Here is a 23874-nt window from a genome sequence, read left to right as displayed (position 1 = left end):
GACACGCACCGCCCCGACGCTGCGAGCGGACGGGCGCCAACGACGTCGGGAGAGTTGCGTGACGGCGATCCTCGAGAAGGTCCTCCGGCTGGGCGAGGGGCGGATCCTCAAGAAGCTGTCCGGCATCGCGGCCCAGGTCAACGCGCTGGAGGACAGCTTCACGGCGTTGTCCGACGCCGAGCTGCGCGAGGAGACCGACCGCTTCCGGGCGCGCCTCGACGAGGGCGAGAAGCTCGACGACCTGCTCCCCGAGGCGTTCGCCGCGGTCCGCGAGGCGTCACGTCGCACGCTGGGTCAGCGGCACTTCGACGTCCAGCTGATGGGCGGCGCAGCCCTCCACCTCGGCAACATCGCCGAGATGAAGACCGGTGAGGGCAAGACGCTCGTCGCCACCCTGCCGGCGTACCTCAACGCGCTGTCGGGCAAGGGCGTGCACGTCGTCACCGTCAACGACTACCTGGCGGGCTACCAGGCCGACCTCATGGGCCGCGTCTACCGGTTCCTCGGCCTGACCACCGGGACGATCCTGTCGCAGCAGACGCCGGCGCAGCGCCGCGAGCAGTACGCCGCCGACATCACGTACGGCACCAACAACGAGTTCGGCTTCGACTACCTGCGCGACAACATGGCCTGGAGCGTCGACGACCTGGTGCAGCGCGGCCACCACTTCGCCATCGTCGACGAGGTCGACTCGATCCTCATCGACGAGGCGCGCACGCCGCTGATCATCTCGGGTCCCGCGTCGGGCGACACCAACCGCTGGTACGCGGAGTTCGCCAAGGTCGTGCGGCGCCTGCAGCCGGAGCGCGACTACGAGGTCGACGAGAAGAAGCGCACGGTCGGCGTCCTGGAGCCGGGCATCGCGCGCGTCGAGGACTACCTCGGCATCGACAACCTCTACGAGTCGCTGAACACGCCGCTGATCGGGTTCCTCAACAACGCCATCAAGGCCAAGGAGCTCTTCAAGCGCGACAAGGACTACGTCGTGATGAACGGCGAGGTCCTCATCGTCGACGAGCACACCGGTCGCATCCTCCCCGGACGCCGCTACAACGAGGGCATGCACCAGGCCATCGAGGCCAAGGAGGGTGTGGCGATCAAGGCGGAGAACCAGACGCTCGCCACGATCACGCTGCAGAACTACTTCCGCCTGTACGGCAAGCTCGCCGGCATGACCGGTACCGCCGAGACCGAGGCTGCCGAGTTCCAGGGCACCTACAAGCTGGGCGTCGTGCCGATCCCGACCAACCGGCCGATGCTGCGCATCGACCAGAAGGACCTCGTCTACAAGTCCGAGGAGGGCAAGTTCGACGCGGTCGTCACCGACATCGTCGAGCGGCACGCCAAGGGTCAGCCGGTCCTGGTGGGCACGACCAGCGTCGAGAAGTCGGAGCTGCTCTCGTCCAAGCTCAAGAAGCAGGGCGTGCCGCACGAGGTGCTCAACGCCAAGCAGCACGCGCGTGAGGCGTCGATCGTGGCGCAGGCCGGTCGCAAGGGTGCCGTGACGGTGGCGACCAACATGGCCGGCCGCGGCACCGACATCATGCTCGGTGGCAACGCGGAGTTCATGGCGGTCGCCGAGATGGCCGCACGCGGGCTCGACCCGGCGGAGAACGCGGACGAGTACGAGGCCGTCTGGCCCGAGGTGCTGGAGAAGGCGAAGGTCGCCGTCTCCGCCGAGCACGACGAGGTGACCGAGCTGGGTGGCCTGTACGTGCTGGGCACCGAGCGGCACGAGTCGCGCCGCATCGACAACCAGCTCCGCGGCCGGTCGGGCCGCCAGGGCGACCCGGGGGAGTCCCGGTTCTACCTGTCGATGCAGGACGACCTCATGCGCCTGTTCAACTCCGGCCTCGCCGAGTCGATGATGACGCGTGCCGGGTTCCCGGAGGACATGCCGCTGGAGTCCAAGATCGTCACCCGCGGCATCCAGTCCGCGCAGTCGCAGGTCGAGGCCCGCAACTTCGAGATCCGCAAGAACGTCCTGAAGTACGACGACGTCATGTCCCGGCAGCGTGAGGTCATCTACGACCAACGGCGCCGCGTGCTGGAGGGCGAGGACCTGCAGGAGCAGATCACGCACTTCCGCACCGACGTGCTGACGGACTACATCGCCCTGGCGACGGCCGAGGGCCGCCCGGAGGACTGGGACCTCGAGGCGCTGTGGACCGTGCTGCGCGGCGTGTACCCGATCTCGATCACGCCCGAGGAGGTCGTGGAGGAGGCCGGTGGTCCCACCCGCCTGTCCGCCGAGCTGCTGACCCGCGAGGTCCTGTCCGACGCCGAGCACGTCTACGCCGAGCGTGAGGAGAAGCTCGGCGGGGCGAACATGCGCCAGCTCGAGCGACGCGTCGTCCTCTCGGTCCTCGACCGCAAGTGGCGCGAGCACCTCTACGAGATGGACTACCTCAAGGAGGGCATCGGCCTGCGCGCGATGGCACAGCGCGACCCGCTCATCGAGTACCAGCGCGAGGGCTTCCAGCTCTTCACGGCGATGACCGACGCCATCAAGGAGGAGTCGGTCCAGTACCTCTACAACCTCGAGGTGCAGGTCACCCAGCCCACGGACGGGCCGGTCGTCAGCGCGGACTCCGCGGCCTCTGCTGCGGCCTCCGCCGGGGCCTCGGCGACAGCCGACCGCCCGGTCGTCGACGGCCCCGCGGCCGACGGCGAGCCGGCCCCCGGGGGCCTCGTCGCCAAGGGCCTCGACGGCCCCGCCGAGCGCACGCCGCTGCAGTACACGGCGCCGTCCGCGGACGGTGACGGTGCGACGGTCACGCGTGCGGACGGTGGTTCCGGTGGCGCGCGTCCCGCCGAGACGGCGTCGGGCGGGGCGAACCGCGCCGACCGTCGCAAGCAGGCCAAGCAGCGCCGGCGCTGACGCTCAGCCGATCTCCAGCGCCGTGACGCGCCACGCGCCGCGGTGGGACTCCAGCCGGAGTGCCACCGCGCGCACGCGCACGCCGTCCTCCACCACGAGGCACGCCTCGACCGTGTGGTCGTCGACCGGGCAGACCCGCACCCGGCGGGCTGCCGGACGCCGCGCGTGGGTGAGGACACCCGCACGACGCACGAGTGCGGCGCGCTGCTGCAGCGTCTCGAGCACCGTCGGCGACACCCAGCGGGCCAGCTGAGCGGCCGCCCGGCGGGCCAGCACGACCTCGACGCACGCGAGCCCGACCCCGTGCGCGAACCGTCCGGGGTCCGTCGCGGGTGCCGCGCCCCGGTCGTCCGGGAGGTCACCGGCAGGCGCCTGCTCGGCCACGGCGAGCCGGTGCAGGCGCTCCACCAGCGTGGGCGGAGGTGAGAGCTCCGCAGCGCGCCGCGCCGGCGGTGCGGGCACGGCCGGGACGAGCCTCAGGCGCGGCCGTCCCGTCGCGTGAGCGGGGCTGCCGGTGCGACCGGGTGGGTGCGGGGACGTCGGCGCCGCCGGGGCCGGCTGCGTCGCCGTCGGGTGCGCCCCGCGTCCCGCTGCGGTGATCGCGGTGAGGACGTCCTCGAACGCCGCCCCGGTGACGTCGTCGTGGTCGAGCGTGGTCATCGCGGGCTCCCGGGGGTCGGCACGGTCAGGATCTGTCCGGGTTGCAGGACGTCGGGGTCCGGGCCGATGGTCGCGGCGTTCGCCGCGTACCACCGCGGCCACTCGTCGGCGACGGCGGCGTCGGACGCGTGGGGCCCGAGCGTGCGTGCCGCGATGCCCCACAGGGTGTCACCCGCCCGGACCACGACGACCTCCTCCCGGGGCGCAGTCGTCACCGCGGCCTGCGGGTCCTCCTCGGTGACCGGCGCGGCGACCGGCGCGGCGACCTCCCGCAGCGCGGCGCTCGACGGGGACCCGGTCGTCGTCGGCGAGGGCGGCGCGGTGTCCGTCGGGCCGGACGGCGGGACGTCCGCGACGAGGTGGCCGCCGGTCGCGGTGGGCGACCACCCGAGGTCGACCGTGACCACCGGGCCGTCAGCGGGGGAGCCGGCGCCCTGGGCCCCGACCGCGCTCCCGAGGCCCACCGCCGCCGCCACCGCCACCGTCAGGACGCGGCGCACGAGCCCCGGTGCCCACCGGTGGATCACGGCCTCACCGGCCTGCCACGCGCGACCGGCGGTCCGGGCCACGGCGCACACGGCAGCGAGCAGCGCGGACACCCCGAGCCAGGCGGCAGCGAGCGCACCGCTCACCACGACGGCGGGACCGACGACCGCCTCGACGCGCCACACCTGCGTCGACCCGACCTGGGTGACGGCCCAGGCGAGGAGGAGCACGGCTGCGGACGTCGCACCGGTGCCGAGCAGGATCAGGCTCCCCGCGGCACGCCCCGGGGAGGGGCCGCGGGGCGGCGGGGGCGTCAGAGGCAACGGCACGGTTCTCCTCGTTGATGCAGTTTGATCGCGTTTGATATCGACTGGTGCGGATAGGTGTAGTCGAGAACGGCACGACTTGTCCAGTAAGGTCCGATCCGTGACCAGGGGCGACGAGGCGGCGGCCGCCGGCCGGTGGGAGCGGCTGTTCGCCGACCTGGAGGCCCAGCTCGCCGCCGGCAACGCCGCCGACGCGCGGTGGGACGTCGCGGAGCTGACCCGCGCCGAGCGTGCGCGGGTGGGGCTGGCGGACCGGCTGCGTGCGTCGACGGGGCGCCGCCTGCGGGTCGTCACGACCGACGCCGGGACCTTCGAGGGCGAGGTGGTCGACGCGGCGGCGCAGTGGCTCCTGCTCGCGCTCGGCGCCGGCCGGACCGCCCTGGTCGTCGTGGCGGCGCTGGGTGCGGTCGAAGGGCTCGGGCCGCACGTGGCGCCGCCCGCGGGCCGCAGCGAGTCGGCGCTCGGGCTCGGCCACGCGTTGCGTGCACTGGCGCGCGACCGTGCGACCGTGACCGTGCACGTCCGGGGTGCCGTGCTCGCCGGACGCCTCGAGCGCGTCGGGGCCGACCACCTGGACCTCATGCCCGCGACGGGGCCCGCACGGGCCGTCTGCGTGCCGTTCGACGTGCTGCAGGCGGTGGTGTCGCGGTGACGCGAGCCTGCGCCGTCGGCGTGGTCCCGGCGGGCGTGCGCGACGTGCGGCGATCCGGCTGCGGCGAGGCCGGGTCAGCCCCGGTGCGTCAGGCCTGCCCGTCCGACGTCGCGGGGGTGTTGCGAGCCCGGGTCTCGGCGTACATGCGCTCGATGTACCGCTCCAGCTCGGCCGACTCGACGCGCCACTGGAGCCGCCCGCCGATCTGGATCGCGGGCAGCTCGCCCGAACGCACGAGCGCGTACGCCTGCGGGGCCGAGACGTTGAGGATCTCGGAGACGTCGGCGAGCGTCAGGAACCTCGGTGCCATTCCCGCAGTCTCGCACGGCCGACCTCGCGCGGACCGTTGTCCACAGGTGCCGTCGACCCCCTGCCCGCGCCCCTGCCGGTCGGGCCACACTCGTGCAGCCCTCCCACCCCGTCACCGCTGATCAGGAGTTGCCGTGGACACCACCGTGCTCGACCTGCCCGCCCCGGCGGCGACGCGGCTGCGCCGCCCCGGGTGGCGCGACCCGAGGCTGCTCGTCGGCGTCGCGCTCATCGCGGCCTCGGTGGTGCTCGGCAGCTGGGCGGTGACCTCCGCGCAGCGGACGGTGCAGGTGTACGTCGCCCGGGACGTGCTCGTCCCGGGTGCTGCGCTGTCGTCCGCGGCCCTCGTCGTGGCGGACGTGCGGCTCGCGGACCGCGTGGACGGGTACCTGCGGGCCGATCGGCCGCTGCCGGACGGTGCCGTCGTGGTGCGGTCCGTCGGCGCCGGTGAGCTGGTGCCGCTGGGAGCCGTCGGTGCCGCTGCCGACCTGCAGGTGCGTGCGGTGCCGGTCGCCCTGGCGGGCCCGCCGCCGAGCGGCCTGGTCGCCGGGTCGCGCGTCGACCTCTGGTTCACGCCCGAGCACGGCGGGCCCGGTGCCTCCGAGGCGGGCGCGACGGAACCCGCTCCGCTGGCGACGGACCTCACCGTGGCGGAGCTGAGCGCACCGGACGGTGCGTTCGCGAGCGGCGGTGCGCGCACCGCCCACGTCCTGGTCCCCGTGGACGACCTGCCGACCGTGCTCGGCGCGCTCGCCGGCGGTGGCCGCGTCGACGTCGTCCCCGTCCCGGGCGGCTGAGGTGGGCGTCGGGGTGCTGTGCGCGGTGCAGGGTGCCGCCGAGTCGGCGGTCGTGCAGGCCGTGGAGGGGTCGGGCGGGCGGCTGTCGGTGACGCGGCGGTGCGCCGACCTCACCGAGCTGCTCGCCGCGGCGGAGGCGGGACTCGGCGGGCTGGCGGTGGTGTCCGCCGACCTGGACCGGCTCGACAGGGAGGCCGTCGCCGTGCTGCACCGGTGCGGCGTCCGCGTCGTCGGCCTGGCCGACCCGGCGCGTCCGTGGCTCGCCGAGCGGTTGACCGCGCACGGCGCCGACGTCGTCCTGGACGTGGCGGCCGACGGGGAGGTGCCGGACGTGGTGAACGAGGCGCTGGCCGTCCTCGACGACGGCCCGCCCCGGCAGGCGTTGCCCCGGTCGGCCCCGCCCACGCGCCGCGGTGCGACCGTCGCCGTCTGGGGGCCCACCGGCGCCCCCGGCCGCACGTTCGTCGCGGTCAACCTGGCCGCCGAGCTGGCAGGCCTCGGCCGGTCGACGCTGCTCGTGGACGCGGACACGTACGGCGGGGTGGTCGCGCAGGTGCTGGGGGTGCTCGACGAGGCGCCCGGCCTGGCCGCCGCGGCCCGGGCGGCCGGCCAGGGGGCGCTGGACCTCGGGACGCTCGCCCGGCTCGCGCCGGTCGTCCTGCCGGGCCTGCGCCTGCTGTCCGGCATCTCGCGCGCGGACCGCTGGCCCGAGCTGCCCGCCAGCTCCCTCGAGCCGGTGCTGTCCCAGGCGCGGGCTCTCGCCGAGGTCACGGTCCTCGACACCGGCTTCTGCCTGGAGCAGGACGAGATGCTCAGCTACGACACGCGCGCGCCGGCGCGGAACGCCGCCACGATCACCGCGCTCGAGCAGGCGGACCTCGTCGTGGTCGTCGGCGCGTCGGACCCGGTGGGGGTCCAGCGGCTCGTGCGGGCGCTGGCCGAGGCAGCGGACCGCGGCCTGGCCGGCAGGCGCCGTGTCGTCGCGAACCGCGTACGACCGACCGTGGCCGGCGCGCGTCCGGGGGAGGCGGTCGCCGCGGCGCTGGCCCGGTACGCGGGCGTCGAGGACGTGGTGCTCGTGCCGGAGGACCGTCAGGCCGCCGACACGGCGCTGCTGGAGGGGCGTGTCCTGCGGGAGGTGGCGCCCGGCTCGCCGGCGCGTCGCAGCCTGGCGGCACTGGCGGCCGAGATCGCGGCCGGCCTGCCCGCGGACGCGCCGGGCGCGCCCGTCGCGGTGGGGTGAGCCGGGACGGCACACTGGGCCCGTGCGCGTCTACCTGCCCGTGACCCTCGACGAGCTGCAGCAGCCCTCCCCGGCCCTGCCCGGACCACGAGCGGGGCATGCCGTCACCTCGGCGCTGCGCGCCCTGTGGCCGGACGAGGACGAGGAGGGGTGGGAGTACGCGGCGCAGGCCGGTGCCGGCGACGGGTCCGTCGCGTTGCTGGCCGGACGCCCGGACGCCCCGCGGCTGCGCGTCGTGGTCGCCGCCGACGTCCCCGACACCTGCGTCCGCACGCCGCAGGACGCCGCGGTGCCCTCCGCCGTGGAGGTCGTGTGCGACGTCACCCTCGCCCAGGTCGTGAGCGTGCACGTCGACGAGCCGGAGGCCGTCCCGGACGTCGCGGCCGCAGCGTCGGGGGACGAGGCGGCCCTCGAGCGCCTCGACGAGCGTGACCTGCTCTGGTACGACGTCACGGAGATCGCGGACATCCCGGTCGCCTGAGCTCCACGGCCGCCCCCGTCGCGCGACCGTGACCTGCGCCACGCAGGGCCGGTTGGACCGGCGGGCCCCGGCTCGGGTAATGTTCCCGGTCGGTGCGGGGCAGTGACCCGCGCGCCGCTGGTGCTGTGCACGGGTCATCGTCCCGGTCACAGCCCTTGGGGTATGGTGTAATTGGCAGCACGACTGATTCTGGTTCAGTTAGTCTAGGTTCGAGTCCTGGTACCCCAGCGTTGCTCATCGGGCGTCAGCCCGTTGACCAGCACGGATGCGTCCGCCTGACGGCGGGCCGCCGGACGTCGCGGATTTCGGCTCGCGGCGGACGTCGGGTACAGTATCCACTCGGCACACGGCCTACGGGTTCGTGAGCAAGGCCCCCGTTGTGTAGCGGCCTAGCACGCCGCCCTCTCACGGCGGTAGCGCCGGTTCGAATCCGGTCGGGGGTACGGTCGAAGGCCCGGTCACCACGGTGACCGGGCCTTCTTCGTGCCGTGGCGCCGTCTGGGCGCCGGGGCAGGCACGGACCGTGACGTCCGTCACCGTCGGTGCGACGAGGGAGCCCGGGGACGAGGGAGCCCGAGCCCGTCGGCGTCGCCGATCGGGCCCGGGCTCGTGGTCGGGGAGGTCAGTCGGCGGTGCGGCGCAGCACCTCGGTCAGCCGGTTGGCCGCCGAGACCACCGCGGAGGCGTGCAGCCGGCCCGGCTGCCGGGAGAGCCGCTCGAGCGGCCCGGAGACGGACACGGCGGCCACCACGCGCCCCGACGGGCCGCGGACCGGCGCGGAGACCGAGGCGACGCCGACCTCGCGCTCGGAGACCGACTGCGCCCAGCCGCGACGACGCACCCCGGACAGGATGGTGGCGGTGAACTTCGAGCCCTGCAGGCCCCGGTGCAGCCGGTCCGGCTCCTCCCACGCCAGCAGCACCTGCGCCGCGGACCCGGCCTGCATGGTCAGCGTCGCGCCCACCGGGATCGAGTCGCGCAACCCGATCGGGCGCTCGGCCGCCGCCACGCAGATCCGCTGGTCGCCCTGGCGGCGGTACAGCTGGGCGCTCTCCCCGGTGTGGTCCCGCAGCAGCGCCAGCACGGGCCCCGCGGCGGCCAGCAGCCGGTCCTCGCCGGCGGCTGTCGCCAGCTCCGACAGGCGCGGGCCGAGCACGAAGCGGCCCTGCAGGTCACGCGCCACGAGGCGGTGGTGCTCGAGCGCGACTGCAAGGCGATGGGCCGTCGGGCGGGCAAGATGGGTGGCGGCGACCAGCTGTGCGAGGGTCGCGGGTCCGGCCTCCAGGGCGCTCAGCACCGACGCGGCCTTGTCCAGGACGCCGACTCCGCTAGAGTTGTCCATAGGTCGATATTGGCGTCTCGAAGGCTGAGATGCAAGCCGGGGGCCACGAGACCCGCGGCCCAGAGCCGTCGGCCCGGTGACCCGGGAGGCCCCTGCCCGGACGAGAGGAACTGCGAACATGGCCGGCACGCTGGCGGAGAAGGTCTGGGACGCGCACGTCGTGCGCCGCGGCACGGACGGTGCCCCTGACCTGCTGTACATCGACCTGCACCTCGTGCACGAGGTCACGAGCCCGCAGGCCTTCGAGGGGCTGCGGCTCGCGGGCAGGCCGGTGCGCCGCCCGGACCTCACGCTGGCCACCGAGGACCACAACACGCCCACCCTCGACATCGACCGGCCCATCGCCGACGCGACGAGCCGGACGCAGATCGAGACGCTGCGTGCCAACGTCGCCGAGTTCGGCGTACGGATCCACTCGCTCGGCGACGCCGACCAGGGCATCGTCCACCAGGTCGGCCCGCAGCTCGGGCTGACGCAGCCGGGGCTCACGGTCGTCTGCGGCGACTCGCACACCTCGACGCACGGGGCCTTCGGCGCCCTCGCGTTCGGCATCGGCACGAGCGAGGTCGAGCACGTCCTGGCCACCCAGACGCTGCCCCTCGCCCCGTTCAAGACCATGGCGATCACCGTCAACGGCGCACTGCCGATCGGCGCCAGCGCCAAGGACATCATCCTGGCGATCATCGCCAAGATCGGCACCGGCGGCGGTCAGGGCTACGTCCTGGAGTACCGGGGCGAGGCGATCCGCAACCTCTCGATGGAGGGGCGGATGACCATCTGCAACATGTCGATCGAGGCCGGCGCGCGCGCCGGCATGATCGCGCCCGACGAGACCACCTTCGAGTACCTCAAGGGCCGTCCGCACGCGCCCGAGGGTGCCGACTGGGACGCGGCCGTCGAGTACTGGCGCACCCTGCGCACCGACGACGACGCCGTCTTCGACGCCGAGGTCGTGCTCGAGGCGGCCGACCTGGAGCCGTTCGTCACGTGGGGCACCAACCCCGGCCAGGGCCTGCCCCTGTCGGGCAACGTGCCGGTCCCGGAGCAGATCGCCGACGCCAACGAGCGTGTCGCCGCCGAGCGTGCCATCGAGTACATGGGCCTGACGCCCGGTCAGCCGCTGCGCGAGATCAAGGTGGACACCGTCTTCATCGGGTCGTGCACCAACGGGCGCATCGAGGACCTGCGCGCCGTCGCCAAGCTGGTGAAGGACCGCAAGAAGGCCGACGACGTGCGCGTCCTGGTGGTGCCCGCCTCCGCGCGCGTGCGTCTGCAGGCCGAGGCGGAGGGCCTCGACCGGATCTTCCTCGACTTCGGTGCCGAGTGGCGCAACGCCGGCTGCTCGATGTGCCTGGGCATGAACCCCGACCAGCTCGCCCCGCAGGAGCGCTCCGCGTCCACGTCCAACCGCAACTTCGAGGGCCGTCAGGGCAAGGGCGGGCGCACCCACCTGGTCTCGCCGCTCGTCGCGGCGGCCACCGCGATCCGCGGGACGCTGTCCTCGGTCGCCGACCTCGGCCCCGACGTCGAGGTCCCCGACGGCAGCCCGCTGCACACCGACGACGCGCTGCAGACCGTCTGACGCCCCCGACACCCCGACAGGCAGGCCCATCATGGAGAAGTTCACCCGGCACACCGGGGTCGGCGTCCCGCTGCGGCGCAGCAACGTCGACACCGACCAGATCATCCCCGCCGTGTACCTCAAGCGGGTCACGCGCACAGGCTTCGAGGACGCGCTGTTCGCGGCGTGGCGCGGCGACCCCGCGTTCGTGCTCAACCAGGACGCCTACCGGTCCGGCTCCGTCCTCGTCGCCGGCCCCGACTTCGGGACCGGCTCGTCGCGCGAGCACGCCGTGTGGGCGCTGAAGGACTACGGCTTCCGTGTCGTGATCTCGCCGCGGTTCGCCGACATCTTCCGCGGCAACTCCGGCAAGCAGGGCCTGCTGGCGGCCCAGGTCGCGCAGGAGGACGTGGAGCTGCTCTGGAAGGTCCTCGAGACGCGGCCCGGCACCGAGGTGACGGTCGACCTCGGGGCGCGCACGGTCGTCTGCGACGACATCGTGGTGCCGTTCCAGGTCGACGACTACACGCGCTGGCGCCTCATGGAGGGGCTGGACGACATCGGTCTGACGCTGCAGCACGCCGACGAGATCACGGCGTTCGAGCAGCGTCGCGAGTCGTGGCGCCCGGCCACGCTCCCCGCGAAGCACCTGCCGCCGGTCCCGGTGCGCCCGGCGCGGCCGGTGGTGACGCTCGACCTCGGACCGACCCGCGGCGTCTGACGACGTCCCGACCCGCCGGCTCGACGGGGGCGGGGGTGCGGCACCGGCCGTGCTCCCGCCCCGCCGCCTTGTGAGGGTTCTGCGAGAACCACGCGCAGCCGGGCCCGGATGACGCGCACATCCCGTCGGGTGGGGGACGATATGGGCATGAGCGACCTGCTGTACGTCGAGGGTGGCAACCCGTTGCGCGGCGAGATCACCGTCCGCGGAGCCAAGAACTTCGTGTCGAAGGCGATGGTGGCCGCCCTGCTGGGCGAGACGCCGAGCGAGCTGCGCAACGTCCCCCAGATCCGGGACGTCGCCGTCGTCTCGGGGCTGCTGCGGCTGCACGGTGTGACGGTCGAGATCGACGACGACGCCGGCACGATCAGCCTGGACCCGACGGACGTCGAGTCGGCGCACGTCGCCGACATCGACGCCCACGCCGGGTCCAGCCGTATCCCGATCCTGTTCTGCGGCCCCCTGCTGCACCGCCTGGGGGAGGCGTTCATCCCGGACCTGGGCGGCTGCCGCATCGGCGACCGGCCGATCAACTACCACCTCGACATCCTGCGGCAGTTCGGCGCGGTCGTGGACAAGACCGACAACGGCATCCGCATCCGTGCCCCGCACCGCCTGCAGGGCACCAAGATCGCGCTGCCGTACCCGAGCGTCGGCGCCACCGAGCAGCTGCTGCTGACGGCCGTGCGTGCCGAGGGCATCACCGAGCTGTCGAACGCCGCGATCGAGCCCGAGATCATGGACCTGATCAACGTGCTGCAGAAGATGGGCGCGATCATCTCCGTGGACACCGACCGGGTGATCCGCATCGAGGGTGTCGACCGGCTGGTCGGGTTCCGGCACACCGCCCTGTCCGACCGCATCGAGGCCGCGTCGTGGGCCTCGGCGGCGCTGGCCACCGGCGGGGACGTCTACGTCCGCGGGGCGACCCAGCCGGAGATGACGACGTTCCTCAACACCTTCCGCAAGGTCGGCGGGGAGTTCGCGATCGACGACGATGGCATCCGGTTCTTCCACCCGGGCGGCGACCTGCGGTCGATCCAGCTCGAGACGGACGTGCACCCGGGGTTCATGACGGACTGGCAGCAGCCGCTGGTCATCGCCCTGACGCAGGCGCGCGGCCTGTCGATCGTCCACGAGACGGTGTACGAGAACCGGTTCGGGTTCGTCGACGCCCTGCTGGGCATGGGCGCGACGATCCAGGTCTACAAGGAGTGCCTGGGCGGGCGGCCCTGCCGCTTCGGCCAGCGCAACTTCTACCACTCGGCCGTCATCTCCGGGCCCACGCCGCTGTCGGCGGCCGAGATCGAGGTGCCGGACCTGCGTGGCGGCTTCAGCCACCTCATCGCGGCGCTGACCGCCAAGGGCACGTCCGCGGTGCGGGGCATCAGCCTCATCGACCGCGGCTACGAGCACTTCGCCGACAAGCTCGAGGCCCTGGGCGCGACGTTCAGCCGCGAACCCGACACGCGACGCTGACGCAGCGCGGACCGCGGCACCCTGCGGCGCGGCTACGATCGGGTCCCGTGCCGTCGCCGTCGCGTTCCAACCTCGCCTACCGCAACGTCGCACGCATCGTGCGCCCGTTGATGTTCGCGACGACCCGCCCCGACTGGCACGGTGCCGAGCACCTGCCGACCGAGGGCGGGTTCGTCGCGGTCGCCAACCACATGACGGAGGCCGACCCGCTCACGTTCGCCCACTACCTGTGGGACAACGGGCACGTCCCGCGTGTGCTGGCCAAGGCCTCGCTGTTCCGGGTCCCCGTCGTGGGGGCCGTGCTGCGCGCGACGGGTCAGATCCCGGTGCACCGTGACACCGCGGCGGCGGGCGACTCGCTGCGGGCGGCCGTCGAGGCGGTGCGGCAGGGGGAGTGCGTGGCGGTGTTCCCCGAGGGCACCCTCACGCGTGACCCCGACCTGTGGCCGATGGCCGGACGGACGGGCGCCGCGCGCCTCGCGCTGACGACGCGGGCGCCCGTCGTGCCCGTCGCGCAGTGGGGTCCGCAGGACCTCCTCGCGCGGTACGGCAAGGTCCCGCACCCCGTGCCGCGCAAGAAGGTCACGATCGTCGCCGGGCCCCCCGTCGAGCTGTCCGACCTCTACGACCGGCCGCAGGACACCGCGACGCTGCGTGAGGCGACCGAGCGCATCATGACGGCCATCACCGTGCTGCTCGAGGGGATCCGCGGGGAGCACGCGCCGGCGGAGCGGTGCGACGTGCGCCGGCGACGCACGGCCGAGGACGGGACGGCACCGTGACGCGGCCGACCGGTCCGCTGCGGGCCGCCGTCCTCGGGTCGGGGAGCTGGGGCACGACCTTCGCCGCCGTCATGGCCGACGCAGGGTGCGACGTCACCGTCTGGGGGCGCGACGCGGCCACGGTGGACGAGATCGCACGCGACCGCCGCAACTCCCGGTACCTGCCGGGCGTGGAGCTGCCCGCCGCGGTCACCGCGACGCAGGACGCACGCGCGGCGGTGGCCGACGCCGACGTGGTGGCGGTCGCCGTGCCGTCGCAGCGCGCCCGTGCCGTGCTCGCGCCCCTGGCCGACGCGGTGCCCGGCCATACCGTGCTGGTGTCGCTCATGAAGGGCGTCGAGCTGGAGACCGACCAGCGGATGAGCGAGGTCGTCGCGGAGTGCCTGGGCATCGCCGCCGACCGTGTCGCGGTGCTGTCCGGGCCGAACCTCGCGCGGGAGATCGCCCTGCGCCAGCCGACGGCCACCGTCGTGGCGTCCACGAGCCCCGACACGGCTGCCCTCGTGGCGCGGGCGTGCGCGTCGTCCTACTTCCGCCCGTACACCAACCCCGACGTCGTGGGGGTCGAGCTGTGCGGCGCGGTGAAGAACGTCATCGCGCTGGCCGTCGGCATCTCGCAGGGGCGGGGCATGGGCTTCAACACCATGGCCACGGTCATCACGAGGGGCCTGGTCGAGATCACCCGCCTGGGGCTGGCGCTCGGTGCCGACGCCGAGACGTTCCCCGGCCTGGCGGGGATGGGTGACCTCATGGCGACCTGCGCGTCCCCGGACTCGCGCAACCACACGCTGGGCGTGCACATCGGGCGGGGGATGCGCCTCGACGAGGCGGTCGTCGCCACGGGTGGGACGGCCGAGGGTGTGAAGTCCTGCCGCTCGGTGCTGGAGCTCGCCACGTCCCTCGGCGTGGAGATGCCCATCACGTCGGCCGTCGTGCAGGTGCTGCACGAGAACCTGCCCGTCGACGAGCTGGCCGGGCTGCTGCTCGCACGCCCGCACAAGGCCGAGGGCGTCCGACCCGACGCGACCCGCGTGCCCTGACGGGACGTCAGCCGGCTCCGCCCGGCTGCGGTGCCGCTGTGCCCGTGCGCGTGGCCGCGCTGCGGGTCCGCGCTGCCGCGGCCAGCGCGGCGTCGAGGTCCGCCCACAGGTCCTCGACGTCCTCGATCCCGACCGACAGCCGGACCAGGTCGTCCGGCACCGTGGGCGACTCGGTGGCGAAGCGGCGGCGGCGCTCCAGCGTCGACTCCACCCCACCCAGGCTGGTGGCCGGCACCCACAGCCGTACCGCCGCGACCAGGGCGTCGGCGCCGTCGGCGCCGCCGACGGGACGCACACCGAGGATCGCCCCGAACCCGTCCATCTGCGCGGCCGCGCGCAGGTGGCCCGGATCGTCGGGCAGGCCCGGGTAGCGCACCTCGACGACGTGCGCGTGCGCGGCGAGCCGCCGCGCCAGCTCGGCCGCGTTCTGCTGGGCGCGCTCGACGCGCAGCGCGAGCGTGCGCAGGCCGCGCAGCGCCAGCCACACCTCGAACGGGCCCGCGATCGCGCCGCGCGTGGTGCGGTGGGCAACCAGGCGGGCGTGCAGCTCCGGGTCGTCGGTGACGGTGGCGCCCAGCACGACGTCGGAGTGGCCCGCGAGGTACTTGGTGACCGAGTGCACGACGACGTCCGCGCCGTGCGCCAGCGGGCGCTGCAGCAGGGGGGTGGCGAAGGTGCTGTCGACGGCCACGAGCGCCCCGACCTCGTGCGCTGCCGCCACCAGCGCCGGCAGGTCCGCGACCTCGAGCATGGGGTTGGTGGGCGACTCGAGCCACAGCAGGTCGGCGGGACCGTCCGCACCGCCCCGTACGGCGGCGACCACCGCGTCCGTGTCGGCCACGTCGACGGGCTCCACCCGCAGCAGGCCGCGCCCGGCGAGCTCGCCCAGCAGCACGAGCGTCACCTGGTACGCGTGGCGCGGCACCACCACGCGCCCGCCCACCGGCACGAGCGAGAGGGCGGCGTCGACGGCCGCCATGCCGGACGCGTACACAGTGGCGGGCGGGCCCGTGACCGCGCGCCCCGTCGCCGGGTGGTCGGTGCGCTCGAGCACCGCCAGCGCCTCCTCGAACGGCTCCCACGCCGGGGTGCCGATGCGGCCGTACACGTGCTCGCCCGCGGCGGGCGCGCCCTGCGAGACGAACGTCGAGGTGAGCACCACCGCCGGGTTGAGCGCCGCACCGGGCGTGCGTGCAGGGCGGCCGGCGCTGACCGCGAGGGTGCGCGGCGAGGGGGCCGCGGGGCGGCCGTCGGGTCGCGGGGCGGGGGCGTCGGGCACCGGCGTGGTCACCGGGGCAGGCTACGCCCGGCGGGGGTGCCGCGCGGGTCCCCGACCGCAGCGCGGGAGGGTAGGGTCGGTGCGCGATGGACGCCACCGAGATGCCCCTGCCCGACGACGGCACCCGCAGCGGTGGTGACGCTCCCGCGGGCGGTCGCCGCCCGCGGGTCATGGTGCTCTTCGGAGGTCGCTCCGGTGAGCACGCCATCAGCTGTGCGACGGCCGGTGGCGTCCTGCGCGCCATCGACCGCACCCGCTACGACGTGGTCGCCGTCGGCATCACGCGCACCGGCCAGTGGGTCCTGGCCGACGACGACCCCGAGCGCTGGGCGATCCGCGACGGGCACCTGCCGGAGGTCGAGGACACGGCGACGCGCGTGCTGCTGCCGCAGGGGACGGGCGAGCACGACGTGCAGGTCGTCCGCGACGGGCGCCTCGACGCCCCGCTCGGTGCCGTCGACGTCGTCTTCCCGCTGCTGCACGGCCCGTTCGGTGAGGACGGCACGCTGCAGGGCCTGCTGGAGCTGGCCGACCTGCGGTACGTCGGCTCCGGCGTCCTCGCGTCGGCCGTGGGCATGGACAAGCACATGATGAAGCTCGTGCTGGCCGGCTCCGGCCTGACCGTCGGCCCGTTCCGCGTGCTCCCGGGCGGGCGGCCGGCCGACGACGCGCTCCTCGCGTCGTGGGTCGAGGAGCTCGGCCTGCCGTTGTTCGTCAAGCCCGCACGCGCGGGGTCGAGCCTGGGGATCTCCCGGGTCGACGACGCCGCGGACCTCGCCGCGGCCGTCGCCGCCGCGCGCGAGCACGACCCGAAGGTCATCGTCGAGGCCGGTCTCGCCGGCCGCGAGATCGAGTGCGGCGTGCTCGGCGGCCGCGGCGGCGCCGCGCCCCGCGCGTCCCTTCCCGGGGAGATCGTCGTCACCGACGCCCGCCACAGCTTCTACGACTTCGAGGCCAAGTACCTCGACGAGGCGGGCGTGACGCTGTCCTGCCCCGCCGACCTCGACCCCGACGTCGTCGCCCGGGTGCAGGACGCCGCGGTGCGGGCCTTCGAGGCCGTGGGCTGCGAGGGCCTCGCGCGCGTCGACGTGTTCGTGACCCCCGACGGCGAGGTCGTGGTCAACGAGATCAACACCATGCCCGGCTTCACGCCGTACTCGATGTACCCGCGGATGTGGCAGGTCACGGGCCTGGAGTACGCGGACCTCGTCGACGAGCTGGTCGGCCTCGCGCTCGAGCGGCCCACCGGCCTGCGCTGAGCGCGACGCCCGTCACAGGCAGCTGCGCTGCTGCTCCGTGAGGGCGACCGCCGGTCCGAGCAGGTCGACGAACGACGTCGAGTGGGTCGTCGCGACGGCCTCGGGCACCAGGAGCTCGACCGCCGGCACGCGGCCGTACGTCGTGAAGGTCCAGTCGCCGTCGTCCTCGACGACCACCCAGTCGATCGTCGGGCCCTGCGGTGTGGTGACCGACCGGCACTGGTCGGTGGTGGGGCCCGGCGGCTCGACGCCGCACCGCAGCACGAGGGCCGCACCGGGCTCGCCCCACGCCGTGGTGGCCTGGGCGTCGGTGTCGAGGCGGTCCAGGCCGTCGCCGAGCGAGTCGGGCAGCGCCAGCACGACCGAGGCGCACACGGGGTCGGTGGCGTGCGGCGCGACCGTCACGGGCACGGTCGGGGCGCAGGCCGTCAGGAGGAGGAGCGCGCCGGTCGCGGCGAGGGCGGCGGCGGTGGGACGGTGGTGCACGCCGCCACGCTACCCGGCGCGCGGCGGTGCCCACGCCCGCGGGCCCGCGCACCGCGGCGCAGCGTCTAGCGTGGTCCCGTGCCCCGGGATCCTGCCGTCGTGTCCGACCTCGCCGAGCAGGACCTGCTGGACCTGATCCTCCCGCACCTGCCCGTGGGCTCGGGCACGCTGGTCCCGCCCGGGGACGACGCGGCCGTGGTCGCGGCCCCGGACGGCCGCTACGTCGTGACCTGCGACGTGCTGGTCGAGGACGTGCACTTCCGCCGCCGCTGGTCGAGCGGGCAGGACGTCGGTCGACGGGCAGCCATGCAGAACCTCGCCGACGTGGCCGCCATGGGCGCGCGGTCCGTCGCCCTCGTCGTCGGGCTGGTGGTGCCGGGCGAGACGCCCGTCGCGTGGGTCGAGGACCTCGCCCGCGGGCTCGGGGACGCGTGCCGCCCGCTCGACGTCGGCGTCGTGGGCGGCGACCTGTCGTCCGGGCCGGCGCTCATGGTGTCGGTCACGGCGCACGGGGACCTCGAGGGGCGCGTGCCGGTGCGGCGCGGGGGCGCGCGGCCCGGTGACGTGATCGCCCACGCGGGACGCCGGGGGTGGTCCGCGGCCGGTCTCGGTCTGCTGACGGCGGGGCGCGAGGACACCGACCCCGGTCTGGTGGCCGCCTACCGCTCGCCCGAACCGGTCCTGGCCGCGGGGCCGGCGGCGGCCCGCGCGGGGGCCACGGCCATGCTCGACGTGTCCGACGGGCTGCTCGTCGACGCCGGGCGCCTCGCCCGGGCGAGCGGGGTGACGCTCGCGCTCGACGCCCCCGGTGACGCGTTCGCCGACGACGTCGCGCGCCTCGCGCCCGCGGCCGCGCTGCTGGGCGCGGACCCGCTCGACTGGGTGCTGGCCGGGGGTGAGGACCACGGTCTGCTCGCGACGTTCCCGCCGGGCGCGGTGCTGCCGCCGCCGTTCCGTGCGGTCGGCGTCGTGCGCGAGCGGGGGACCGAGGCCGTGCTCGTGGCGGGTGCGGCGCCGACGGTCGCCCCGGGGTGGGACCACTTCGGTCGGTGACGCACCCGGCCGTGGCGCACCGCGTGCGGGTCAGCCGCGGCGGTACCGCACCTCGAGCAGGTCGGCGCCGCCGATGGTCTCGAGGCGCTCGACGCCGTCCGGTGAGAACCCGTGGCGCCGGTAGAAGTGCCGGGCGCGGGTGTTGTCGGCGAGCACCCACAGCGCCATCGGCGTCCGCTCACCCACCTCGGCGAGCACGGTGCGGATCAGGTCCCGTGCGACGCCGTGCCCCCACGTGCCGGGGTCCAGGTAGATCGAGTAGATCTCGCGCTCCCCGCGTCGGGCGTCCTCGTCACGGCTCGGGCCGTACGTCGCGAAGCCGAGCAGGTGCCCGTCGGACTCCGCGACGAGCGTGCGCACGTGGTCGGCCGGCCCGTCGGCGAGCATCCGGGCCCACCGCTCCCTGCGGCTGTCGGGGTCGAGCGAGCGCAGGTGCTCCGCCGGGACGATGCCGGCGTACGCCTCCTGCCACGAGCGCACGTGCACGGCGGCGATCTCCGCCGCGTCGTCGGTGGTCGCGGGACGGATGGTGACCTCGTCGATGTGCTCGACCATGCCGACACCCTGCCACAGGTCCCGGGCAGCACGAAGGCCCGCGAGCTGATGCTCGCGGGCCCTCGGCGTGTCGTTCGTGTGTCCGCGCCGTGCGTCCCGTCGGGTCGCCGGGCGGTGCAGCGGCTCAGACGGCGCGCTGGACCTTGCCGGCCTTGAGGCACGAGGTGCACACGTTGAGGCGCTTCGGGGTCCCGGCGACGACGACGCGCACGCGCTGGATGTTCGGGTTCCAACGCCGCTTCGTACGCACGTGGGAGTGCGAGATGCTGTGCCCGAAGCTCGGGCGCTTGGCGCAGACGTCGCAGTTGGCAGCCACGGTCTTCTCCTGGTTCTGTCCTGTCGCGGGCCGACGGGCGACCCGGGGTCGTGCACGTCCCGCGCTCCCGCGCATCGGCCGGGCCCGCGGGCCCGGGACCGCACGGCGGTGCGTCGGAAGGTCTGTGGGGGTGCCGGACGGTGGTCCGGGCAACCGGGCAAGACTAGCCCATCGTCGGGGCAGCACCCAAATGTGGGCGGCGTGCGGCACAGTGGGCGCCGACGGTCCCGCGGGGTGCCAGTCGATACCGTCGGTCGCCGATGCCGTCGGTCGTCGATGCCGTCGTTCGTCGACTCCGTCGTTCGTCGATACCGTCGATGGTCGACCGCCGTCGGTCGTCGACCCACCGTCGGCTGCCGCAGCACGTCACCCGCGCCGGACCGGCGCAGCGAGCGGAGAGGGAGATGCGCGTGGAGGTCGCGGCGCGACAGGTCGTGCTCGACGGCGACGCCGTGCGCGCGTGGGCGGCCGGGGCGCTCACCGCGTGCCGGGCCGCGCGGGAGCTCATCGACGCCGTCAACGTGTTCCCCGTCCCTGACGCGGACACCGGCTCGAACGTCACGCTGACCGTCGCGGGCGGCGCGGCGGCCGTCGCAGCGGACGGGGGGCTCGACGGACCGACAGAGCTCCTGGCGACCTTCGCCCACGGTGCTGCCAGGGCCGCGCGCGGCAACTCCGGGATCATCCTGAGCCAGTGGCTCGTCGGCCTGTCGGCGGGCCTGGCGGACGGTTCGCCGACGGACCGGGACGGCACGGCGGCTCTCGTCAGCGGCCTCGAGCGGGCCGCCCGCGCCGCACGGGCCGCGGTGCCGGACCCCCAGGAGGGCACGGTCCTCACGATCGCCCGCGAGGTCGCGACGCACGCGCGGCACGGCATGCGGCGCACCGAGGGCTCGCCCGCCGACGTCCTGGCGGCTGCGACGGACGCCGCCCGCGCCGACCTGGACCGGCTCAGCGCGAGCCACGACGTCCTGCGTGCGGCGCACGTGGTCGACGCGGGGGCGTGCGCGCTGCTCGTCGTGCTCGACGCGCTCGTGCACACCCTGCGCACCGGTGGGCGGGCCCTGCAGGAGGCCGACCTCGACCTGACGTGGCTGCCCCGGGCAGGACCGGACGTCGTCGCGGGGTGCGCGCCGGCGTCGGGCGGCGCGTACGAGGTGATGATGCTGGTCCGGGCCACGTGGCCGGGAGTCACCGACCTCGCCGTCGCGCTGCAGGGCGTCGGGGAGGCCGTCGCCGTCGTCGACGCCGGGGCATCGCGGCACGCGCACGTGCACTGCGACGACCCGGCAGCGGCGATCGCGCTGGTGCCCGACGCCGCGCGGGAGCAGGTCGTGGTGCGGCGGGTCGACGAGCCGACGCCGGCCGATCGCGGGCTCGTCGTGCTCACGCCGTCGCCCGGGTTGTCGGCCTGGTACGCGACGTGCGGCGCGGTGACGCTCGTGGGCCCCGACCCCGACGTCGAGCAGGTCGCCCGTGCGGCCGTCGACACGCGCGCCGGGCGGGTCGTCGTGGTCGGCGCGGGCGTCGCGCCGGTGGCCGCTGCTCCCGCCGATCCGCGCTTCGACCTGCTGGCGACGACGGGGGACGGCCCCGCGGTCGTCGCGTGCCTCGCCCTCGTCGCGGACCCGCAGGTCACGCCCGAGGCGGGAAGCGACGCCCTGCGACGTCTGCGTGCCGGCACCCCGACCGGCGCTGACGAGGTGCCGGCGGTCGTGGCAGCCCTGCTCGCGGACGCGCGCGGCGCGCAGGGGGTCACGCTCGTGCACGGCGTCGACGTCGACCGAGCGGCGGTACGCGCCGCGGCGGACGTGCTGCGTGCGGCGCACCCTCAGCTGGAGGTGGTCGTCGCCGGCCCGGCCGCCGGTGCCGCGTGGTGGGTGGGGGTCGACTGACGTGCTCGCCGCCGACCCGCTCACCGTCCCCCTGACGCGTCTGAACGCCCGCACCGCGAAGGCGCTGGGCAAGCTCGGGCTCGTGACCTCCGGCGACCTGCTGCGGCACTACCCGCGCAGGTACGCCGAGCCGGGCACGCTGACCGACATGGCGAGCCTGCGCGTGGGCGAGCACGTGACGGTCGTGGCGGAGGTCGTCCGGACCTCCTTGCGCCCGACGGCGCAGGGTCGCGGTCTCCTGCAGTCGACCATCACCGACGGGCACAGCCGCATCGAGCTCACGTTCTTCGCGTCGCACGTCAAGAAGCTCGAGTGGCGCCAGGGCCAGCTGCGCCCCGGTCGGCGCGGCCTGTTCACCGGCGAGGTGTCGCTCTACCGCGACACCCTGCAGCTCATGCACCCGGAGTGCCGGCTGTTCGGCGCCGACGACGACGCGCACGAGGAGGACGAGGCGCTGGTCGAGGCCGGTCGCCCGATCCCGGTGTACCCGGCGGTCGCGGGCTTCGAGTCGTGGAAGGTCGCCCAGGCCGTGCGCACGGTGCTCGACCCCCTGCGCGAGGATGACGTGCCGGACCCCGTCCCGCCGCAGCTGCGGGAACGCGACGCGCTGCCGACGCTGGTCGAGGCGCTGCGCCTGGTGCACCTGCCGCAGGACGAGTCGGACTGGCAGCGCGGTCGCGCCCGGCTGCGCTACGAGGAGGCCCTCGTGCTGCAGGCCGAGCTCGCGCGCCGCCGGGCCCGCGTCGCACGCGAGGAGGCGGTGGCCCGTCCGGCCCGGGAGGGTGGGCTGCTCGAGGCGTTCGACGCGCGCCTGCCGTTCACCCTGACGGCCGGGCAGCGAGCGGTCGGTGAGGAGATCGCCGGTGAGCTCGCCGCCCCGCGTCCCATGCAGCGCCTGCTGCAGGGCGAGGTCGGCTCGGGCAAGACCGTGGTCGCGCTCCGCGCGATGCTGCAGGTCGTCGACGCCGGCGGGCAGGCGGCGCTGCTCGCGCCCACGGAGGTCCTGGCGGCGCAGCACGCGCGCACGCTGCGCGGGCTGCTGGGCGACCTCGCCGAGGGCGGGTTCCTCGGTGGAGCGGCCCTGGCCACGCGTGTGGCGCTGCTGACGGGCTCGCTGCCGACGGCGGCGCGGCGCAGCGCGATGCTCGACGCCGCGAGCGGGGCCGCCGGCATCGTGGTGGGCACCCACGCGCTGCTGTCGCAGGACGTGCAGTTCGCGGACCTGGGCCTGGTGGTCGTCGACGAGCAGCACCGGTTCGGGGTCGAGCAGCGCGACGCGCTGCGGGCGAAGGCCGGCCGCACGCCCCACACGCTGGTGATGACGGCGACGCCCATCCCGCGGACGGTGGCCATGACCGTCTTCGGCGACCTCGAGACGTCGGTGCTCAGCGAGGTGCCCGCCGGGCGGCAGGGCATCACGACGCACGTCGTGCCCGCGGACAACCCGCGCTGGACCGACCGGACCTGGCAGCGCGTGCGGGAGGAGGTCGACGGTGGTGGCCGCGCGTACGTCGTGTGCCCCCGCATCGACGGCGACGCGGTGGCGGGCGACGCGGCCGACGAGGACGGCAGCGACCTCGTGCTGGACGCCGGCCCGACCGTCGGGGCACCTGACGCCGGGGTGCGCCGCCCGCTGCGGGCGGTGCTCGACGTCGCCGAGGAGCTGCGTGCCCGCCCCGACCTCGCCGGTGTCGGGGTCGGCGTCCTGCACGGCCGGCTCACCCCCGAGGAGAAGGACAGGGCGTTCGCGGCGTTCGCGACGGGCGAGGCGCCCGTGCTCGTGTCCACGACGGTCGTCGAGGTCGGTGTCGACGTCCCCGACGCCACGGTCATGGTCGTGCTCGACGCCGACCGGTTCGGCATCTCGCAGCTGCACCAGCTGCGGGGCCGGGTCGGGCGGGGGACCCGCCCGGGCCTCTGCCTGCTGGTCAGCGCGGCGCAGCCGGGGACGGACGCCCACACACGTCTCGAGACGCTCGCGGCGACGACGGACGGCTTCGAGCTCGCCGCGCTCGACCTCGAGCTGCGGCACGAGGGCGACGTGCTGGGCGCCGCCCAGCACGGGCGCGGCAGCTCGCTGCGGCTGCTGCGAGTCACCCGGGACGCCGACGTCATCGCGCGGGCCCGCACCGACGCGCGCGCGCTCGTCGAGCAGGACGGTGACCTCGACGCGTGGCCGGCGCTGCGGGCCGCCATCGAGGCGTCGCTGGCGGGGGAGCGCGAGGAGTTCCTCGATCGGACGTGACCGTCGGCCCACGACCCGGTCCACCG

Annotated in this window: 22 protein-coding genes and 2 tRNA genes; 16 read left to right on the top strand and 8 right to left on the bottom strand. The window is 74.9% G+C overall.

Features of this window, described 5'->3' with window-relative positions:
* Positions 1-58: 58 nt before the first annotated feature.
* A complete protein-coding gene (secA, locus tag KG103_RS11770) occupies positions 59-2881 on the top strand; it encodes a preprotein translocase subunit SecA (RefSeq protein WP_207340974.1) in 2823 nt (940 codons plus the stop codon).
* A gap of 3 nt (positions 2882-2884) precedes the next feature.
* Here secA and KG103_RS11765 read toward each other — a convergent pair whose 3' ends face one another.
* Positions 2885-3541, bottom strand: a complete 657-nt coding sequence (locus KG103_RS11765; RefSeq protein ID WP_207340975.1) for an Rv3235 family protein — start codon at positions 3539-3541, stop codon at positions 2885-2887.
* A complete protein-coding gene (locus KG103_RS11760) occupies positions 3538-4356 on the bottom strand; it encodes a LysM peptidoglycan-binding domain-containing protein (RefSeq protein ID WP_207340976.1) in 819 nt (272 codons plus the stop codon). The genes KG103_RS11765 and KG103_RS11760 overlap by 4 nt, the downstream gene beginning before the upstream one ends.
* 97 nt (positions 4357-4453) lie before the next feature.
* Here KG103_RS11760 and KG103_RS11755 point away from each other — a divergent pair, with 97 nt between their 5' ends.
* Positions 4454-5005 (top strand): hypothetical protein, encoded by a 552-nt coding sequence (locus KG103_RS11755; RefSeq protein WP_207340977.1) that lies wholly within the window; start codon positions 4454-4456, stop codon positions 5003-5005.
* Between the two features lie 88 nt (positions 5006-5093).
* Here the strand turns inward: KG103_RS11755 and KG103_RS11750 are convergent, their stop codons facing one another.
* On the bottom strand, positions 5094-5315 hold the full coding sequence (locus KG103_RS11750; RefSeq protein WP_207340978.1) for a helix-turn-helix domain-containing protein: 222 nt from the start codon (positions 5313-5315) through the stop codon (positions 5094-5096).
* 133 nt (positions 5316-5448) lie between these two features.
* Here KG103_RS11750 and KG103_RS11745 point away from each other — a divergent pair, with 133 nt between their 5' ends.
* From KG103_RS11745 to KG103_RS11725, 5 genes are all read left to right on the top strand, one after another.
* The gene (locus KG103_RS11745; protein WP_207340979.1) at positions 5449-6111 is read left to right on the top strand and encodes a hypothetical protein; all 663 of its coding nucleotides are present in this window, start codon (positions 5449-5451) and stop codon (positions 6109-6111) included.
* A gap of 13 nt (positions 6112-6124) precedes the next feature.
* Complete coding sequence (locus KG103_RS11740; protein WP_207340980.1) at positions 6125-7354, top strand: AAA family ATPase; 1230 nt, start codon at positions 6125-6127, stop codon at positions 7352-7354.
* Positions 7355-7376: 22 nt separating this feature from the next.
* Complete coding sequence (locus KG103_RS11735; protein WP_207340981.1) at positions 7377-7835, top strand: DUF6912 family protein; 459 nt, start codon at positions 7377-7379, stop codon at positions 7833-7835.
* Between the two features lie 156 nt (positions 7836-7991).
* Positions 7992-8063, top strand: a tRNA-Gln gene (locus KG103_RS11730).
* 142 nt (positions 8064-8205) lie between these two features.
* Positions 8206-8278: transfer RNA gene (locus KG103_RS11725), tRNA-Glu, on the top strand.
* Positions 8279-8457: 179 nt separating this feature from the next.
* On the opposite strand, the gene KG103_RS11720 is transcribed toward KG103_RS11725, so the two are convergent.
* Positions 8458-9177 carry an IclR family transcriptional regulator gene (locus tag KG103_RS11720; RefSeq protein ID WP_089799806.1) on the bottom strand — a complete coding sequence of 240 codons (720 nt, stop codon included), beginning with the start codon at positions 9175-9177 and terminating at the stop codon, positions 8458-8460.
* 118 nt (positions 9178-9295) lie between these two features.
* On the opposite strand from KG103_RS11720, the gene leuC reads away from it, so the two are divergent.
* The 5 genes from leuC (at position 9296) to KG103_RS11695 (ending at position 14760) form a co-directional block, all read left to right on the top strand.
* Positions 9296-10759, top strand: a complete 1464-nt coding sequence (leuC, locus tag KG103_RS11715) for a 3-isopropylmalate dehydratase large subunit (RefSeq protein ID WP_207340982.1) — start codon at positions 9296-9298, stop codon at positions 10757-10759.
* Between the two features lie 31 nt (positions 10760-10790).
* On the top strand, positions 10791-11459 hold the full coding sequence (gene leuD / locus KG103_RS11710) for a 3-isopropylmalate dehydratase small subunit (protein ID WP_207340983.1): 669 nt from the start codon (positions 10791-10793) through the stop codon (positions 11457-11459).
* A gap of 147 nt (positions 11460-11606) precedes the next feature.
* Positions 11607-12938 (top strand): UDP-N-acetylglucosamine 1-carboxyvinyltransferase, encoded by a 1332-nt coding sequence (murA, locus tag KG103_RS11705; RefSeq protein ID WP_207340984.1) that lies wholly within the window; start codon positions 11607-11609, stop codon positions 12936-12938.
* 47 nt (positions 12939-12985) lie between these two features.
* On the top strand, positions 12986-13720 hold the full coding sequence (locus KG103_RS11700; RefSeq protein WP_207340985.1) for a lysophospholipid acyltransferase family protein: 735 nt from the start codon (positions 12986-12988) through the stop codon (positions 13718-13720).
* Positions 13717-14760 carry an NAD(P)H-dependent glycerol-3-phosphate dehydrogenase gene (locus tag KG103_RS11695; RefSeq protein ID WP_256439579.1) on the top strand — a complete coding sequence of 348 codons (1044 nt, stop codon included), beginning with the start codon at positions 13717-13719 and terminating at the stop codon, positions 14758-14760. The genes KG103_RS11700 and KG103_RS11695 overlap by 4 nt, the downstream gene beginning before the upstream one ends.
* 7 nt (positions 14761-14767) lie before the next feature.
* On the opposite strand, the gene KG103_RS11690 is transcribed toward KG103_RS11695, so the two are convergent.
* The gene (locus KG103_RS11690; RefSeq protein WP_249670566.1) at positions 14768-16051 is read right to left on the bottom strand and encodes a trans-sulfuration enzyme family protein; all 1284 of its coding nucleotides are present in this window, start codon (positions 16049-16051) and stop codon (positions 14768-14770) included.
* A 74-nt stretch (positions 16052-16125) separates the two neighbouring features.
* Between KG103_RS11690 and KG103_RS11685 the strand changes: the two genes are divergently transcribed.
* Entirely contained in the window at positions 16126-17298 is a 1173-nt protein-coding gene (locus tag KG103_RS11685) for a D-alanine--D-alanine ligase family protein (protein WP_207340986.1), read from the top strand.
* A gap of 12 nt (positions 17299-17310) precedes the next feature.
* Here KG103_RS11685 and KG103_RS11680 read toward each other — a convergent pair whose 3' ends face one another.
* Positions 17311-17784: a DUF3515 family protein gene (locus KG103_RS11680; RefSeq protein WP_207340987.1), complete on the bottom strand. Its 474-nt coding sequence runs from the start codon at positions 17782-17784 to the stop codon at positions 17311-17313.
* Positions 17785-17862: 78 nt separating this feature from the next.
* Between KG103_RS11680 and KG103_RS11675 the strand changes: the two genes are divergently transcribed.
* The gene (locus KG103_RS11675) at positions 17863-18837 is read left to right on the top strand and encodes a thiamine-phosphate kinase (RefSeq protein ID WP_207340988.1); all 975 of its coding nucleotides are present in this window, start codon (positions 17863-17865) and stop codon (positions 18835-18837) included.
* Between the two features lie 30 nt (positions 18838-18867).
* Here the strand turns inward: KG103_RS11675 and KG103_RS11670 are convergent, their stop codons facing one another.
* Complete coding sequence (locus tag KG103_RS11670) at positions 18868-19392, bottom strand: GNAT family N-acetyltransferase (protein WP_207340989.1); 525 nt, start codon at positions 19390-19392, stop codon at positions 18868-18870.
* Positions 19393-19516: 124 nt separating this feature from the next.
* On the bottom strand, positions 19517-19708 hold the full coding sequence (gene rpmB / locus KG103_RS11665) for a 50S ribosomal protein L28 (protein ID WP_046528726.1): 192 nt from the start codon (positions 19706-19708) through the stop codon (positions 19517-19519).
* Positions 19709-20112: 404 nt separating this feature from the next.
* On the opposite strand from rpmB, the gene KG103_RS11660 reads away from it, so the two are divergent.
* Positions 20113-21603: a DAK2 domain-containing protein gene (locus tag KG103_RS11660; protein ID WP_207340990.1), complete on the top strand. Its 1491-nt coding sequence runs from the start codon at positions 20113-20115 to the stop codon at positions 21601-21603.
* A gap of 1 nt (position 21604) precedes the next feature.
* Positions 21605-23848, top strand: coding sequence for an ATP-dependent DNA helicase RecG (locus KG103_RS11655; protein ID WP_207340991.1), 2244 nt, complete (start codon positions 21605-21607; stop codon positions 23846-23848).
* The last annotated feature ends 26 nt before the right edge of the window (positions 23849-23874 follow it).

This window comes from Cellulomonas wangleii, from assembly GCF_018388445.1.
GTDB classification, from domain to species: domain Bacteria; phylum Actinomycetota; class Actinomycetes; order Actinomycetales; family Cellulomonadaceae; genus Cellulomonas; species Cellulomonas wangleii.
Note: the sequence above shows the minus strand (reverse complement) of the source record. Positions and strands in the feature narration are given on the sequence as shown.